The sequence below is a fragment of the Sideroxydans lithotrophicus ES-1 genome, assembly GCF_000025705.1.
Classification (GTDB): domain Bacteria; phylum Pseudomonadota; class Gammaproteobacteria; order Burkholderiales; family Gallionellaceae; genus Sideroxyarcus; species Sideroxyarcus lithotrophicus.
Genome location: NC_013959.1, coordinates 1,009,467 through 1,025,646, shown reverse-complemented (window position 1 = coordinate 1,025,646; position 16,180 = coordinate 1,009,467). Strand labels below are relative to the sequence as shown.

The window sequence follows — 16,180 nt, the reverse complement described above, 5'->3', positions numbered from 1 at the left end:
TACCTCAAGCAGGGATGCCCAGAAGTTCGGCGGCATGCTTGCGCGTCGTTTCGGTGATCTTCACCCCGCCCAGCATGCGCGCGATCTCCTCGATGCGCTCGGGCCCGCCCAGCACGCGGATATTGCTCAAGGTCTTGCCCGCGTGCGCCGCCTTGCTCACCTGCCATTGCGCGTCAGCCTGCGCGGCCACCTGCGGCAGGTGGGTGACGCACATCACCTGATGGCGGCGGCCCAGTTGCTTGAGCAGCGCACCGACGATCTCCGCCACCCGTCCGCCGATGCCGCTGTCCACTTCGTCGAAGATCAGCGTGGGGACAGTTGCCGCGCGGCTGGCCGCCACTTGTATGGCCAGGCTGATGCGCGACAGCTCGCCGCCGGAAGCGACTTTGGCCAGGCTGCGCAGCGGCGTGCCCTGGTTGGCCGCCACCTGGAACTCCACCATTTCCAGCCCGTGTACATTGCCCTCGTTCAACGGCAACAAGGCCACGGAGAATTGTCCGCCCTGCATCGCCAGCGCCTGCATCGCGGCGGTGATCTCTGCGGACAGGCTCTGCGCCGCCGTGATGCGCGCCTCGCTCAATTTGCCTGCCGCCTCAAGATAGGCGTGGCGCGCGGCCTCGTCCTGCCTGGCCAGCTCGGCCAGATCGGCGCTGCCGCCCAATTCGTCCAGCCGGGCGGCGGTTCCCGCCAACACTTCCGGCAGCTGCTCCGGCGGCACCCGGTATTTGCGCGCCGCTTCGACCACGTCCGCCATGCGCTGCTCCTGCTGGCGCAACTGCTGCGGATCGGTTTCCAGCCGCTGCTGGTAATGGCGCAGTGCATACACTGCCTCCTGCAATTCGTTCTGCGCGCTCTCCAGCATGGTCAGCGTGTCTTGCAGACCAGCATCGAATTCCAGCCCCGAGCGCAACCGTACGGTCAGCGCATTGAGCTGGGCGAGGCATGCCGTGTCGGAATCCGACAGCACCTCCACGCCAAACTGCGCGGTCTCCAGCAGGCTGGCTGCATGCGACAGGCGCGCATGGTCTGCCTGCAACGCCTCCCATTCGGTCACTGAAAAATTCAGCGTCTCCAGTTCGCGGCGCTGGAACGACAGCAACTCGCGCTCGGCAGCCACCGCTTCGGCATTCTGCTCCAGCTGCAGGCGGCGGCGATGCAGGGTCTGCCAGTCCTTGAAAGCGGTCGCGACCTCCTCCGCCTGCTTGCCCAGACCGGCATGGCTGTCCAGCAGGTCGCGCTGGGAATCGGCGCGCAACAGCGATTGATGCGCGTGCTGGCCGTGAATGTCGATCAGGTGCTCGCCCGCTTCGCGCATTTGTTGCAACGTCGCGCTGCGACCGTTGATGAAACCGCGCGAACGCCCTGCAGCATCCAGTGTGCGGCGCAACAGGCACACCCCCTCGTCGCCTTCCAGCTCCTGTTCGCGCAGCCAGCTTTGGAGTTGCGGCATACCGGCAATATCGAACTCCGCGCCGATCTCGGCTTTCTCGCAACCGCTCCGCACCATGCCCGCATCGCCGCGTTCGCCCAGCGCCAGGGATAAAGCGTCGATGAGTATGGATTTGCCCGCCCCGGTCTCACCGGTCAGCGCGGTAAACCCGGCAGAGAAATCGAGTTCGAGGGTGTCGACGATGACGAAATCGCGAATGATGAGGTTCTTGAGCATTTATGGCGTCTGGTTCCAGAGCAGTTTTTCGCGCAGGGTATGGTAGTAACTGTGGCCTTCCGGATGCAGCAGGCGCACCGGCTTGAAATACCGCGTGATCGTCACCTTGTCGTTGCAATGCAGGTCGAAATGGGTGTGCCCGTCGAACCGGACGCGCGCCTCATCGGCCCGATGCATCAGGATATCCAGTTTCGATTCGCTCTTCAGCACGATCGGGCGATTGCTCAGGGTATGCGGCGCGACCGGCACCAGCGCGATCACTTCGAGCGCAGGATGCAGGATAGGACCGCCTGCAGACAGGGCATAAGCAGTGGAGCCGGTAGGCGTCGACACGATCAGGCCGTCGGCGCGCTGATTGTAAAGATACTCGCCATCGATGCGCACCTCGAATTCGAGCATGCTGCTATTGTTCCCGCGATGGATGACCACATCGTTGAACGCCAGCGAATCGAAGATGTGCCTCTCGCCGCGCAATATCGACGCATTCAGCAGCATGCGCTTCTCGGTGACGAAGTTGCCGCGCAACATGCCGGCGATGGTTCGCTGCATGCTGTCGATAGAGATGTCGGTGAGGAACCCCAGGCGCCCCTGATTGACGCCGACCAGCGGGATATCGAAAGGAGCCAGCATCCGGGCCACATTGAGCAAGGTGCCGTCGCCCCCCAGCACGATCGCAAGATCGACCTTGCCTGCCATCTCATCGAGCGCCAGCACCGGATAGGGATTGCTCGCAAGGTGCTCGGCCGTCAGGTTGTCCACCACCACATCCAGCCCCATGCTCACCAGAAAATCGGCCAGCTTGAGCAAAGGCTCGGCGATCTCCAGCGATTTGTATTTGCCGATCAGCGCGACGGCTTGGAAGTGGGATTTCATGATGGCGGATTAAACCATAGGCGCGATTTAATGACAAAGCAGCGATGATAGAATAGGCGCCATGTTGAACGACCGCGCACAGATACTGCTCAAGACCCTGGTGGAACGCTATATCAGCGACGGCCAGCCGGTAGGCTCGCGTGCCTTGCAGCAGTACTCCGGCCTGGAAGTCAGCCCTGCCACCATCCGCAACGTGATGGCAGACCTGGAGACGATGGGGCTGGTCGCCAGCCCGCACACCTCCGCCGGCCGCGTACCCACCGCATTGGGTTACCGCCTGTTCATCGACACGCTGATGGTGGTGCAACCCCTTTCCGAAGCGCGCGTGCAACAGCTGGAAAGCCAGTTGCAACCCGACAACCCGAGTCGCCTGCTGACCCAGGCCTCCAATCTGCTTTCGGAGCTCACCCAGTTCGCCGGCGTCGTCGCCACCCCCAAGCGCGCCAGCATCACCGTGCGCCAGATCGAGTTCCTGCGCCTGTCCGACAAGCGGGTGCTGCTGATCATCGTGATGCCCGACGGCGAAGTGGAGAACCGTGTGCTGGTGACGCACAAGGACTACAGCCAGGCGCAGCTCACCGAGGCCGGCAACTTCCTCAGCCAGCACTACGCCGACCTGGCTTTCGGCGACATCCACCAGCGGGTGCAGAGCGAGCTGCGCCAGTTGCAGCACGACATGACCGCCCTGATGAGCGCGGCGATGGCTGCCAGCGATCAGGCCATCGCGCGCAAGAACGAGGATTACGTGATCAGCGGCGAGCGCAACCTGCTGCACATCAACGACCTTGCGGCCAACATGAACCAGTTGCGCAACCTGTTCAATGTGTTCGAAAAGAAGACCGAGTTGCTGCAACTGCTCGATGCCGGTCGCCATGCACCCGGTGTGCATATCTTTGTCGGCAACGAATCCGGCCTGATCGGTCTGGATGAATGCAGCGTGGTGAGCGCGCCATACAAGGCCGACGGCCAGATCATCGGCACGCTTGCCGTGGTCGGGCCCAAGCGCATGAATTACGAACGTGTTGTGCCCATCGTGGACATCACTGCAAAACTGCTCAGCAACGCCCTTTCACAACACTGAACCCACGATGCGCTATCAAACCGAGACCATCCACGAACACGGCACTCCCCAAAAGACCGGCATCCTGCTGGTCAACCTCGGCACCCCGGACGCGCCCACCCCCTCGGCGGTGCGCGCCTACCTGAAGGAATTCCTCAGCGATCCGCGCGTGGTGGAGATCCCCAAACCGGTCTGGTGGCTCATCCTCAACGGCATCATCCTGAACATCCGCCCCAAGAGGTCGGCAGCCAAGTACGCCACGGTGTGGACGAAGGAAGGTTCGCCGCTACGCGTCCATACGGAGAAACAGACCGCCCTGCTGCAAGGCTACCTCAGCCAGCGCACCAAGGCGCCGTTCGTGGTCGAGTACGCCATGCGTTACGGCAAACCGTCGATACCCGACGCACTGCACAGACTCAAGGAACAGAATTGCCAGCGCATCCTGGTCGTGCCGCTGTATCCGCAATATGCCGCCAGCACCACGGCCACGGCGAACGATATCGTGTTCGACGAACTGCGACATATGCGCAACGCACCTGCCCTGCGCACCATCAAGAACTTCCACGACCATCCCGGCTATATCAAGGCGCTGGCGAACAACATCAACGAATTCTGGATGAAGCATGGCCGCCCGGAAAAGCTGTTGATGAGTTTCCATGGCCTGCCGCAATACACCCTGCACAAAGGCGATCCCTACCACTGCGAATGCCACAAGACCAGCCGCCTGCTCGCGCAGGAGCTGGGACTGAAACCGGACCAGTACGCCATCAGCTTCCAGTCCCGTTTCGGCAAGGCGGAATGGCTCAAGCCCTACACCACTGCCACGCTGAAGGAGTGGGGAACGCTGAAGACAAAACGTGTCGACGTGGTCTGCCCTGGGTTCGTGGCTGACTGCCTGGAGACGCTGGAAGAGATCGCGCAGGAGGGCAAGGAAGATTTCCAGCACGCCGGCGGCGGGGAATTCAACTACATCAACTGCCTCAATGACCGCAACGACTGGATCCACGCACTGACCGACCTGGTGATGGACAATCTGCAAGGCTGGCTGAACTTACCGGATGCAGCAGAACTGGAGCAAAGCCGGGAGCGCGCGCTCGATTTGCAGGGCAGACGATAGCCCCGGTCAGGACAAACTGATCCTTTCGGCTTCAAGCTGGATCATATAGCGCTGGATGACATTGGAGGCCCCCCGGCTCAAGCCTTCGAACTCCAGGCCAAGACGATGCAGCTGTTCTCCGCTCTTGGTCTTCATCGACGTCCATATCCCGCGTACGCGCAAGTTCATTGGAACGACGCCAATGACAGGCAGCTCCATAGTGCAGCCTTCCAGCAATGCCCCATGCGTGAACACCTCATGTAGCGCCCCCCTGATGACTATCCCGATCCCACCCAGGCTCATATCCGCGATGATGGCTTCGATGACAGCAGTGCCGCTGGGTATCCTGCAAATGAGCGCCTTGCTGCCTTGAGGGGTGCTTAACCTGAAATATTCCCTGCGCTGGATGCGCTCGATCACCGAAGGAACAAGCATGGAAAAGGCATTGCCGTCCTGCAGCTCGACAAGATGCAGATGTGTCGCATGCCAGCGAACTTTCACCCCGGCCTGAGTCACGAACGACACATGCTTGCTATGGGTGATCTTCTCGTTGATCCTGTCGTCCGGACTGACGTCCATATAGACATAGTTCCCTTCCGAGCTGACACCCAGTACGGAAGTCACCAGCCCCACCCCCTCGGAAGTGTCGAGATTGATCGCGACCCGATGTTTCGCCAGATCTTCCAGTATGAATACGATTTCCTTGCGATTATGCAGCGCAAATTGTGATTCTTCCGGGTGATTCGTCATGTTCGCTGGCCGATCAAATTTCTGATTCCATCAAAGTGCAGTATTGCATAACAGTACAAACCACGCTCTGGGCTTCTGCATTTTCCGGACGAATATCCTAGGCAAAAAACCTGTAATTGTTCCTGCCGCCTTCCTTGGCGGCATACATGGCATCGTCGGCGTGCCTGACCATGGCCTCATCGTCCGCCGCATCGCCCGGGCTGATGCTGATACCGATGCTGAAAGTGATGGTCAGCTCCCTGCCTTCGATGCGATGTGGTTCCGTCATCGCATCGACGATCTTGCGCGCGACCTTCTCGGCATCTTCCGCACCGCCTATCTCCGGAAGCAGGATCATGAACTCATCGCCCCCCTGGCGGCAGATCGTGTCCGACTCCCGTACGCAGGCCTTCAGGCGCAGTGCGACAGACTGCAACAGCAGATCCCCGGCCAGATGCCCCATCGTATCGTTCACGAACTTGAACTTGTCCAGATCGAGGAAAAGCAATGCCGTCATCGTCCTGTTACGCTGGGCAACCAGCAGTGCATGCTTCAATCGCTCCGCGAACAGCGCCCGGTTAGGCAATTGCGTCAGCGAATCGTAGTGTGCCAGATGTTCGATGCGCGCCTCGGCCTCCTTGCGCTTGGTGATGTCAGAGAACAACGCGATGTAATTGATGGTCTCGCCCTGGGCATTCTTCACCGTACCGATGGAAAGCCACTCCGGATAGAACTCGCCGTTCTTGCGCCGGTTCCAGATCTCCCCCTGCCATAAACCGGTCTCGTTGATCGAGTGCCACATGGCTTCATAGAACTTCGCACTCTGCCGCCCTGAACTCAATATCTTCGGGTTCTCGCCTATCACGTCCTTCTCGTCGTATCCGGTGATCCTGTAGAAGGCCGGGTTCACCGCGATGATCTTGCGCTGCGCATCCGTGATAAGGATCGCCTCTCCACTGCTGTTGAACATCTTCACGAACAATTGCAGACGTTCGTTGGCATGTTCCAGCTTTTCAACGAGACGATTGAAATTCTGCGCCATCTCGCCAATATCAGGATTGTCCACATCCACATCCGCTCGCCTGGACAGATCCATGTCGGTCTGGATATGCGCCATCGCATTCTGCAGGTTCTTGATGGGACGAGTGATGTTGCGCACGATGACCATGCGCACAAACAGGGAGATGATGACCAGCAGTACCAGTTGCAGCACGACCAGCCCGATCCACAGCCAGGTCTTGATCTCGGCAAGCTGGGCCTCCTCTTCGGAAAGGTCGATGGTCACGCTGGCCGCGCCGTTGACGCCGCCATCCGGCGTATGGTGGCACATGAGGCAATTCGTCCCGCGGAAATTCTTCCGGGCGATGAACGGCACCATCACCCGCAGCGCCGGGCGGCCATCCTTGCCCGTCATATTGCGAAACAGGGTCTTGCCGGTATCCAGCACCTCGCGATCCATGTCGTCAATCGGCGCCTCCGTTGGCAGGCCCGGGCCGAACTGCTCGACCACGGCCCGGCCGAGGATGATGCGCAGCTCGGCCACACCGTGCGACTGCGACATCTTGTTTAACAGCAGTTTGCGATTTTCCGGGTTGGATATCTGCCCGGTCAGCATCAGCATGTTCATGCCGTTGATGAGGCCGTCTGCCGTATCCTCGGCACGCGCCTCAGCGGAGTGTTCGATCTGCCTCTCGAAGCGATCGGTCGCATTCTCCAATAGTACGAAGAACAGGATCAGCAGCACACCCTGGATCAGGATGTGCAGCTTGCCCTGCACGCCCAGTGCGCGCCACCCTTTGATGAGTATATTCATCCCTCCCCCGTATCCGGTTCAGGCGATGCCTGCCGGACTTTGTTATAGCTTGATGAAGTGCTCTCGGTAATGCTTCATCTCGGCGATGGACTCATAGATGTCCGCCAGCGCTTCATGCTTGCCGTGCTTCTTGATCCCGTTCGCCACTTCCGGCTTCCAGCGTTTTGCCAGTTCCTTGAGCGTGCTCACGTCCAGATTGCGGTAATGGAAGTAATCCTCCAGCTTGGGCATCCAGCGCGCGAGGAAACGGCGATCCTGGCAGATGGAATTCCCGCACATCGGCGAAGTGCGCGTCGGCACATGCTCCTGCAGGAACGCCAGCATCTGCGCCTCCACCATCGCATCATCCAGCGTCGAGGCCTTGACCTTGTCGATCAGGCCCGATTTGCCGTGGGTGGATTTGTTCCAGTTATCCATGCCGTCGAGCACGCTGTCGGACTGATGCACCACCAGCACGGGCGCTTCGGCCACGGTATTCAGCTCGCTGTCGGTCACCACCAGTGCCACCTCGATGATGCGATCCGTGTCCGGTAAAAGCCCTGTCATCTCCATGTCTATCCAGACAAGGTTGTTTTGGTTTTGTGCCATAATCCGCCGTAGTTCTCAGTTAGAAGTGTGGCCCATTGTCGCACAGCCACGCCACTCAATCCAACGACCATGACCGCAACCCAATTCACCGCCCTGTTTGTTTCCGCCCTGGCCACCAATGTCGTGATCAAATTCTGGCTGGCCTACCGCCAGCTTGGCCATGTCGCCGCGCATCGTGCCGAGGTGCCTGCCGCCTTCCACGAAAAGGTCGACCTTGCCGCACACCAGAAGGCTGCCGACTATACCCGCGCCCTGATCCGCCTCGACATGCTCACAGTCCTGTTCGAAGCGGCATTGCTGCTTGGCTTCACCCTCGGCGGCGGCATCCAGTGGCTCAGCACATGGGTCACAGGCGCTTTCAGCGGCACCCTGATGCAGGGCACCGTCTTGATCGTTTCTGTGCTGATGCTGCAATCGATCCTCGAGTCGCCCTTCGACCTCTACCGCACTTTCAACATCGAAGTGCGTTTCGGTTTCAACAAGATGACGCTCAAGCTCTACCTGCTCGACGCGCTCAAGGGCCTGTTGCTCGGCGCAGCGCTTGGCCTGCCGTTACTGTTCGGCGTGCTGTGGCTGATGGAACGCATGGGCGACCTGTGGTGGCTGTATGTGTGGGGAGTGTGGGTGCTGTTCAACCTGTTGCTGCTGTTCATCTATCCCACTTACATCGCGCCGCTGTTCAACGACTTCGAACCGCTGCAGGACGAGGCACAGAAAGCGCGCATCGAAGAGCTGCTCCACAGATGCGGTTTCAGTGCCAGCGGTCTGTTCGTGATGGACGGAAGCAAACGCAGCACCCACGGCAATGCCTACTTCACCGGCTTCGGCAAGACCAAGCGCATCGTGTTCTTCGACACGCTGCTGGAAAGACTCACCGCGAACGAGGTCGACGCCGTGCTGGCGCACGAACTGGGGCATTTCAAGCATCGCCACGTGATCAAGCGCATCGCCTTCACCTTTGCCCTCAGCCTGGGTTTCCTCTGGTTGCTCGCGCAGTTGCTGCATGCCCAATGGTTCTACCAGGGACTCGGCATCACCGGTCAATCGACTGCGCTGGCATTACTGCTGTTCTTCATGGTGATGCCGGTATTCACCTTTTTGCTGCACCCGATCGCCTCGGCCTATTCGCGCAAGCATGAATTCGAAGCCGACGCTTACGCAGCAAGCCACACCGACGCGCACGAACTGGTCAATGCGCTGGTCAAACTGTATCAGGACAATGCCAAGACGCTGACCCCCGATCCGCTGTACGCCACTTTTTACGAATCGCACCCGCCAGCACCGATACGTATCGCACATCTGCAGAAAATAGGAGGCTTTAAATGAATAAATATCTTTTCCTGCTCATCCTCGCCGCCAGCACCGCCCATGCCGACCCGTTCGCCAAGGGCGACGCAACAAACGGCAAGAACCTATTCACAAAATACGACTGCAACAGTTGCCACAAGGGCAAGGTAGGCGGTGACGGAAACGCCATCTTCACCCGGCCGGACCGCATCGTGAACAGTGCCGAAATGCTCATAGCTCGTATGGAGCAATGTTCAGGCGCCATCGGCAAGAACCTTCCCGCACAGGAAAAACTGGATCTGGCTGCCTATCTGAATCAGAAGTACTACCACTTCAAGTAAGGAGGCTAACATGGCTGACAATGTCTGCAACCTGACCGACAAACAATGCAAGCCCTGCGAGGGCGGAGTACCACCGCTGAGCGAGAAGGAATCGCGCGAACTGCTGCAACAGCTCGATGGCTGGACACTGAGCGACAACCGCATCGGCAAGACCTTCTCGTTCAAGAACTATTACCAGGTGATGGCCTTCGTCAACGCCGTGGCCTGGATGACGCACCGCGAAGACCATCATCCGGACATGAGCGTCGGCTACAGCCAGTGCCGCGTCGAATATTCCACCCACGCCATCGGCGGCTTGTCCGAGAACGACTTCATCTGCGCTGCAAAAGTGGACGCGCTGTTCAAGCTTTGAGCGAAAAACTGCGCGGCCAAGTCATCGCCGCCTATGGCCGGCACTATCTGGCAGAATTGCCCGGTGGCGAGATCCTCGAATGTGTGCCGCGCGGCAAGAAGAGCGAAGTCGCCTGTGGCGATGTGGTCGAAGTGGAACGCACCGGCACCGACCAGGGCGTGATCAACGGCATCGCGCCGCGCAGCACCCTGCTCTACCGCTCCGACGCCTATAAACAGAAGCTGATCGCCGCCAACGTCACCCAGATCATCGTCGTCGTCGCCACCGAACCCTCGTTCAACGACGAATTGCTGGCGCGCTGCCTGCTCGCCGCGCACGAGCAGAAGCTGGAAACGCTGATCGTGCTGAACAAATGCGACCTGCCCCAGATCGCCGCGGCACGCGCGCAGCTCTCTCCCTATGGCAAGATCGGCTACAAGGTGCTGGAACTATCCGCGAAGAAGGACGTGACCTCGCTGCTGCCATTCCTGCAAGGGCACACCAGCGTGCTGGTGGGCCAATCCGGCATGGGCAAATCCACACTCGTCAACGCCCTCATCCCCGCCGCACACGCCGCCACGCGCGAGATCTCCACCGTACTCGACTCAGGCAAGCACACCACGACACACGCGCGGCTCTACCACCTGAATGCCGACAGCCACCTGATCGACTGCCCCGGCGTGCAGCTGTTTGGCCTGCACCACCTGGATTTTGCCGCGATGGAAAGAAGCTTCCCCGAATTCCTGCCCTACCTGGGATCGTGCCGTTTCGCCAATTGCAGCCATTCGCACGAACCCGACTGCGCGATACGCAAGGCTACGGCGGAAGGAAAGATAGACGAACGGCGCCTGAAACTTTTCCAGCAGATCACAGCGCACTAGATGTTTCATCCGGCGGCGATGCATCATTGCCGCTCTTGAGCCCCGACACCTTGTTTTTCAGCATGCTCTGGAACGCGCCAAACACCTTGCGCATCTGCGTTTGTTTGTATGGAAAGACATCTACCGGGTCCAGCGCATGAACAAAGCCGAGGTTGTCCGCCTCAAAGACCAGCAAGCGGCCATCCTGCGTCTCTGCGCAATCGACGACAAGGTAATCCAGTCCCAATATTTCATCCATGGCCTTGAAGGCCTGCCGGTATCTGGCCCCAAAGTCATCATCGAAATCCTGCATGAAGCGCTCTTCCTCGGCACGTTTTGTTTCGCTTTCCGACATGCCGGCATTGCGGTAATGGATCATCCAGTCTTCCGATATGGCCAGATGGCAGGCGAATGGCTGCCCGCCGATCAGGGCGATACGGCACTTGCGATACAGGCCATCCGCACTGCGGTAATCGACGAAGGGGGCCACATGGAATTCCTGATCGGGGTTTGCATCCAGATAGTCACCGAGATCATCATCGCCGGCGATCCTGGCCAGGCCGAGTCCGCCATGCGAATTGATTGGACGCACGATGACCGGATAGGCCACCTCCCCGGACAATGCGGAGAGCGAACTTTCTTCGCATCGTATCTGTTGCAGATCCTGCCTGCCGATCCGGACCGTACGAGGTACCTCCATCCCGGGAACGGATCCCAGCATGGCACTTACGCTGTCGCGCGCAAGTCTGGCGATCCTTTCCGGGCTGTTCAGCACCGGGCAAGGCGAAGACTTTACAAGCTCCCCCACCTTTTCCAGCAAAGACTGGCTCTGGTCTGACTGGGCGATGCCAACCATGATGGCATCGTGTTCGGGCAATACCGTGGGGAATGGCAGCTCCTGCGACACGTAGAGCAGATCGAGGCCCACGTTCGATCCTTCCAGCAGGAAATCCAGAGGCGTGTTATCCAGCATGTCGCCGGGTTGCAAGATGGCGAGCAGCCGGATCTCGGAGCGGCCACTGGCTGGAGCAAGATGATAGAGCTGCCGCATGCCCAGGGCCTTGCCTTGAAGTTGCATGCCCATCTCGCGATTTCCCGTGAGCTGAAATATGATCGACAAGCCCATGAGCATGTTCGCATCGTTCGGGTCATGTGCCGCTGCATTTACCAGCGCGGACAGGTCCGCGCCGGACATCGCCATGCGCGAAAGTGCCGCCATCCCCATAAAGGGCTGCTGATCATGGCAATTTGCCGAGTTGGTCATTTAAGTCGACTTCAAGTGATGAATTGAAAGCCATTCTATCAACTACTCATGACGTCAATGCCAACCTGGCAGGCAGCAAATAACGATGGTCTTTAACAGTTTCTTTATGGGTCGTGTTTTATCATGGACGCACACCGCTTATACCAAAGCGTATTTATCAAACTTCACCTTGATGATTTTTTTCACTGGCGCGACTGACAACTTTACGTTTATCCTCGGGCAATAGCTTGTACGATACACATGGATTCATAAAAATGATCGAGTGATGAACATGATTGCTATACGAGCAAGCGGAATCCTGCTTCATCCCACATCGCTGCCTGGACAGTTCGGCTCAGGCGATATTGGTGCAAATGCATATCGATTCGTCGATTGGCTGGTCAGCGCAGGTCAGACTTACTGGCAGATGCTCCCTCTTGGAGAAGTCGGCTCTTCCAATTCCCCCTATACAAGCTGTTCGGCATTCGCAGGGAATCCCCTGCTGATCGATCTGGAGGAGCTGGCAAAGCAGGGCTGGCTCGATCCTCAGGAATTGATCCCGGATCCGGGATTCAAATCGGACCGGGCAAATTTCGATCTGGTCAAACCTTATCGACTGCAACGATTGCAACTCGCGGCACAACGTTTCTTTTCCAGAACCGATGACACCCGTCGCTCCGAATACCAGGCTTTCTGCGAATCGGAGAAACACTGGCTGGACGATTTTGCGCTGTTCAAAGCAATAGAACACCACGAGCAATTCAAGGAATGGGATCATTGGCCAGAGCTGCTCGTCAGGCGCGAACCGGGTGCACTTGCGGATGCCAAGCAGCGCTACGCAGACGAAGTCGACTTCTGCAAATTCTGCCAGTGGTGCTTCTACCGGCAGTGGCTGCTACTGAAGAATTATGCGAATGATCGTGGCATCCGCATCATCGGGGACGTCCCCATATTCGTGTCCTATCAGAGTGCCGACGTATGGGAGCATCAGGATCTGTTCGAGCTTGATGCGAGCGGGCGTCCGATCGTGGTGGCAGGAGTGCCGCCGGATTACTTCAGCGAGACAGGACAATTGTGGGGCAATCCGCTGTACCGCTGGGATATCCATGAACAAACCGGCTACACCTGGTGGATCGAGCGCTTGTCACATGCCTTCCGCCTGTTCGACCTGGTCCGCATCGACCATTTCCGCGGCTTCGTGAATTACTGGGCGACTCCGGCCGGTGCTGCCAACGCCATCAACGGGGAATGGGTGCTGGGCCCCGGAGAAAAACTGTTTGAGGCTTTTCAGCAAGCTTTCGGGAACCTGCCCATCATTGCCGAAGACCTGGGGCTGATCACGCCCGAAGTCATCGAGTTGCGGGACAAGTTCAACCTTCCCGGCATGCGTATCCTGCAGTTTGCATTTGGCGACAACGACAGCAATTATTTCCTGCCCCACCACTACACAGCCAATTCCGTCGCCTACACCGGGACGCACGACAATGACACCACTCTGGGATGGTGGAACTCGGCCAAGGATCACGAGAAGAGCTTCGCGAAATTTTACCTGCACAGCGAAGGCAGGGAGATCAACCGGGACATGATGGATGCACTTGCTGATTCCGCCGCCAATACCGTGATCTTCCCGCTGCAGGACGTGCTCGGACTGGACAGCAGCCATCGGATGAATTTTCCGGGAACGATATGGGGCAACTGGGAATGGCGTTTCTCATGGGACCAGATACAAGACGTGCATACGGAAATGCTGTCCAGCTTGACGGCCACTCACAAGCGCAATCCAAGAATCGCCGGCGATTCCTGACCTTCGGTGCCGTCACCCCAGCAGATTGGCCACCGTCAGCAGCAACAGCATGAACAGCCAGAACACCAGGGCACGCCAGACCAGGCCGATGGCACTTTGCATGAAGTCCGTGTCGGCCTCGTCGCCGATGCCGAGCTCCGGACGGAAAACTGGCTGCTGATCCTGCAGGATGGTCTGGCCCAGTTTCACACCAAGCGCCCCTGCACCGCTGGAAAGGATGATGCCCGCTTCCGGGTCTGGCCAGCTGTCAGCCTGGGTACGCCAGCAGTAGGCGGTGTCCTCGAAGTTGCCGACGATGGCAAAGGTACCAGCGGTGAGCCGTAGCGGCAGCCATTCCATCAGGTGGTAGGCCTGCCGCGCGAACTCACCGAAACTGCCGAAATCGGCCTCGTCCTGATTCCCCCAGCGATTGTTGAGGAACAGCGCCAGTCGATACAGGATGGCGCCAATCGGCCCCAGTCCCAGCATCATGAATATGACGAACCAGAACACCACGCCGAAAACGTTGCGATGGGTGCAAAGCAGTGCCTGCTCGATGGTGACGCGTGCAACTTCTTCGTGGCTCAAGTCGTTGCAGGATTTCCCCAGCCAGTCGCCGAGCAACTCGCGTGCCCTGTCCAATTGCCTTTCGCGCAGGGCCTGGTGGATATCGGTGTAGTAATGACTGAACTGGCGAAAGCCCATGGTGAGATACAGCACCAGCACGCTGAACGCCCAGGCAAAGATGGGATGGGCATTCAGCAGCAGGCAATGCACCGAGGTGACCAGCACCACCGGCACTATAACGGCGAGTAACCAGGCGATACGGCCATGACTATGCTGACCTGCGTTGAAATTGCGCTGGAAGAACTCGACATAGCCCGCAAGCCAGGTATACAGGTACTTACGGGACGACAGCGGGTGCAGTTGTTCCAGCAACAACGCGGCGATCAGGGAAAGCAGGCTCATGGCTTCAACGGGACATCAAACTCGGATGGGAGAAAGATACCACAGGCCAAGCCTCGGACTCCAATGGAAGCCTCGAAAACCGTAGCGAGCGACTCGAGGGCACCGCGCAGACAACTCCGCACCTGGCTTGCCGGATAGCGGATTGCGTACCTTTGGTGCAACGCCGTCATCGAGTCGCGCAGCAGGTTAGCGAGGATTCCTACGCGATCATGCCCGCCGCCACCGTATTGTTGGTCGCCTCGTCGATGACGATGAAGCTGCCCGTTGCCCTGTCTACCCCATAACTGTCGAACACCAGCGGTTGCTGGATCTTGAGCGTCACATGTGCGATATCGTTCATATTCAGCTTTTCAACCGCATGCTGCTCCAGCGTATTCACGTCGACGCGGAAATCCAGGCGCGAGAACAGGCACTTCGCCGTACGCGTAGTGTGCTTGACGAGATATTTGCGGCTCTTGTCCAGCGGCGCTTCCGACAGCCAGCACAGCGTCGCTTCGAATTCCTTTGCCACTGTTGGAGAATGCGCGCTGGTTCTGACAAACATGTCGCCGCGCGAAATGTCGATTTCGTCCTCCAGCGTGAGGGTCACCGATTGCGGCGCAAAGGCAGTGTGCAGCTTGCCGTCATAAGTGACGATCTCCTTGACCGTGGTAGTGCGGCCCGATGGCAGGATGGTGATCTCGTCGCCGACCGATACCTCGCCAGCTTCGATGCGCCCCATGAAGCCCCTGAAATCATGGTGCTCCTCGGACTGCGGGCGGCACACCCACTGCACCGGAAAGCGAAAGTCGCGGGTGTTCACGTCGTGGTCGATCTCCACCGTTTCCAGCAGCTCCAGCAGGGTCGGGCCGATGTACCAGTCCATGGCTTCGCTGCGGTCGACCACGTTGTCGCCGTTCAGGGCGGACAGCGGGATGCAGTGCACGTCGTGCAGATCGAGCTGCGCGGCGAACTTCCGGTACTCGCCGATAATCTCCTCGAAGCGTTGCTTGGAGTAATCCACCATGTCCATCTTGTTTACCGCCAGCACGATGTGCGGCACGCCGAGCAGGCTGGCGAGGTAGGAATGACGCCTGGTCTGCGTCAGCACACCCTTGCGCGCATCGATAAGAATGATGGCAAGATTGGCGGTGGAAGCCGCAGTCACCATGTTGCGCGTGTACTGCTCGTGCCCCGGCGTATCTCCGATGATGAACTTGCGCTTCGGCGTGGCAAAGTAGCGGTAGGCCACGTCGATGGTGATGCCCTGCTCGCGTTCGGCCTGCAGGCCGTCGGTGAGCAACGACAGGTCGACCGCGCTCATGCCGCGCTTTTCGCTGGTCCTGGCGATGGCCGAGAACTGGTCCTCGAAGATGGATTTCGAATCGTGCAGCAACCGGCCGATCAGCGTGCTCTTGCCGTCGTCCACGCTGCCGGCGGTGATGAAACGTAACAGTTGTGTCGTGTTGCTCATAGTTTGTGCCCTGATTTGGTTTTGCATCATGCTGCGCTCCCTCACCCTCATTCCCTCTCCCATGGGGAGAGGGAGGTCAAGTCCTTAG

General features: G+C 58.9%; 15 protein-coding genes. 7 read left to right on the top strand and 8 right to left on the bottom strand.

Going from position 1 to position 16,180, the window contains the following annotated elements; translation table 11 throughout:
• Positions 1 to 4: 4 nt before the first annotated feature.
• Both recN and SLIT_RS05235 read right to left on the bottom strand, forming a co-directional pair.
• Positions 5 to 1,666, bottom strand: a complete 1,662-nt coding sequence (gene recN, locus SLIT_RS05240; RefSeq protein ID WP_013029185.1) for a DNA repair protein RecN — start codon at positions 1,664 to 1,666, stop codon at positions 5 to 7.
• On the bottom strand, positions 1,667 to 2,539 hold the full coding sequence (locus SLIT_RS05235) for an NAD kinase (protein ID WP_013029184.1): 873 nt from the start codon (positions 2,537 to 2,539) through the stop codon (positions 1,667 to 1,669).
• 61 nt (positions 2,540 to 2,600) lie between these two features.
• Here SLIT_RS05235 and hrcA point away from each other — a divergent pair, with 61 nt between their 5' ends.
• Both hrcA and hemH read left to right on the top strand, forming a co-directional pair.
• Entirely contained in the window at positions 2,601 to 3,620 is a 1,020-nt protein-coding gene (hrcA, locus tag SLIT_RS05230) for a heat-inducible transcriptional repressor HrcA (protein WP_013029183.1), read from the top strand.
• Positions 3,621 to 3,627: 7 nt separating this feature from the next.
• Positions 3,628 to 4,716, top strand: a complete 1,089-nt coding sequence (hemH, locus tag SLIT_RS05225) for a ferrochelatase (RefSeq protein ID WP_013029182.1) — start codon at positions 3,628 to 3,630, stop codon at positions 4,714 to 4,716.
• Between the two features lie 6 nt (positions 4,717 to 4,722).
• Here the strand turns inward: hemH and SLIT_RS05220 are convergent, their stop codons facing one another.
• From SLIT_RS05220 to orn, 3 genes are all read right to left on the bottom strand, one after another.
• Entirely contained in the window at positions 4,723 to 5,445 is a 723-nt protein-coding gene (locus SLIT_RS05220; RefSeq protein ID WP_013029181.1) for a flagellar brake protein, read from the bottom strand.
• A gap of 97 nt (positions 5,446 to 5,542) precedes the next feature.
• Positions 5,543 to 7,237, bottom strand: coding sequence for a diguanylate cyclase domain-containing protein (locus SLIT_RS05215; protein WP_013029180.1), 1,695 nt, complete (start codon positions 7,235 to 7,237; stop codon positions 5,543 to 5,545).
• Between the two features lie 42 nt (positions 7,238 to 7,279).
• Positions 7,280 to 7,825 carry an oligoribonuclease gene (gene orn / locus SLIT_RS05210; RefSeq protein ID WP_013029179.1) on the bottom strand — a complete coding sequence of 182 codons (546 nt, stop codon included), beginning with the start codon at positions 7,823 to 7,825 and terminating at the stop codon, positions 7,280 to 7,282.
• Between the two features lie 69 nt (positions 7,826 to 7,894).
• Between orn and SLIT_RS05205 the strand changes: the two genes are divergently transcribed.
• Genes SLIT_RS05205 through rsgA form a run of 4 tightly spaced genes read left to right on the top strand, consistent with a single transcriptional unit; the run spans position 7,895 to position 10,665 of the window.
• The gene (locus SLIT_RS05205; protein WP_013029178.1) at positions 7,895 to 9,151 is read left to right on the top strand and encodes a M48 family metallopeptidase; all 1,257 of its coding nucleotides are present in this window, start codon (positions 7,895 to 7,897) and stop codon (positions 9,149 to 9,151) included.
• Positions 9,148 to 9,453 carry a c-type cytochrome gene (locus SLIT_RS05200; RefSeq protein WP_013029177.1) on the top strand — a complete coding sequence of 102 codons (306 nt, stop codon included), beginning with the start codon at positions 9,148 to 9,150 and terminating at the stop codon, positions 9,451 to 9,453. Before SLIT_RS05205 ends, SLIT_RS05200 begins: the two co-directional genes overlap by 4 nt.
• 10 nt (positions 9,454 to 9,463) lie before the next feature.
• Positions 9,464 to 9,805 carry a 4a-hydroxytetrahydrobiopterin dehydratase gene (locus tag SLIT_RS05195; RefSeq protein WP_013029176.1) on the top strand — a complete coding sequence of 114 codons (342 nt, stop codon included), beginning with the start codon at positions 9,464 to 9,466 and terminating at the stop codon, positions 9,803 to 9,805.
• Entirely contained in the window at positions 9,802 to 10,665 is an 864-nt protein-coding gene (rsgA, locus tag SLIT_RS05190; protein ID WP_013029175.1) for a ribosome small subunit-dependent GTPase A, read from the top strand. Before SLIT_RS05195 ends, rsgA begins: the two co-directional genes overlap by 4 nt.
• Here the strand turns inward: rsgA and SLIT_RS05185 are convergent.
• Positions 10,652 to 11,908: an ATP-grasp domain-containing protein gene (locus SLIT_RS05185; protein ID WP_013029174.1), complete on the bottom strand. Its 1,257-nt coding sequence runs from the start codon at positions 11,906 to 11,908 to the stop codon at positions 10,652 to 10,654. The genes rsgA and SLIT_RS05185 overlap by 14 nt on opposite strands.
• 265 nt (positions 11,909 to 12,173) lie before the next feature.
• On the opposite strand from SLIT_RS05185, the gene malQ reads away from it, so the two are divergent.
• Positions 12,174 to 13,691, top strand: a complete 1,518-nt coding sequence (gene malQ / locus SLIT_RS05180) for a 4-alpha-glucanotransferase (RefSeq protein ID WP_223293828.1) — start codon at positions 12,174 to 12,176, stop codon at positions 13,689 to 13,691.
• A gap of 12 nt (positions 13,692 to 13,703) precedes the next feature.
• Here the strand turns inward: malQ and SLIT_RS05175 are convergent, their stop codons facing one another.
• Positions 13,704 to 14,639 carry a CobD/CbiB family protein gene (locus tag SLIT_RS05175; protein ID WP_013029172.1) on the bottom strand — a complete coding sequence of 312 codons (936 nt, stop codon included), beginning with the start codon at positions 14,637 to 14,639 and terminating at the stop codon, positions 13,704 to 13,706.
• 199 nt (positions 14,640 to 14,838) lie between these two features.
• A complete protein-coding gene (gene cysN / locus SLIT_RS05170) occupies positions 14,839 to 16,122 on the bottom strand; it encodes a sulfate adenylyltransferase subunit CysN (RefSeq protein ID WP_223293827.1) in 1,284 nt (427 codons plus the stop codon).
• Positions 16,123 to 16,180: the final 58 nt, after the last annotated feature.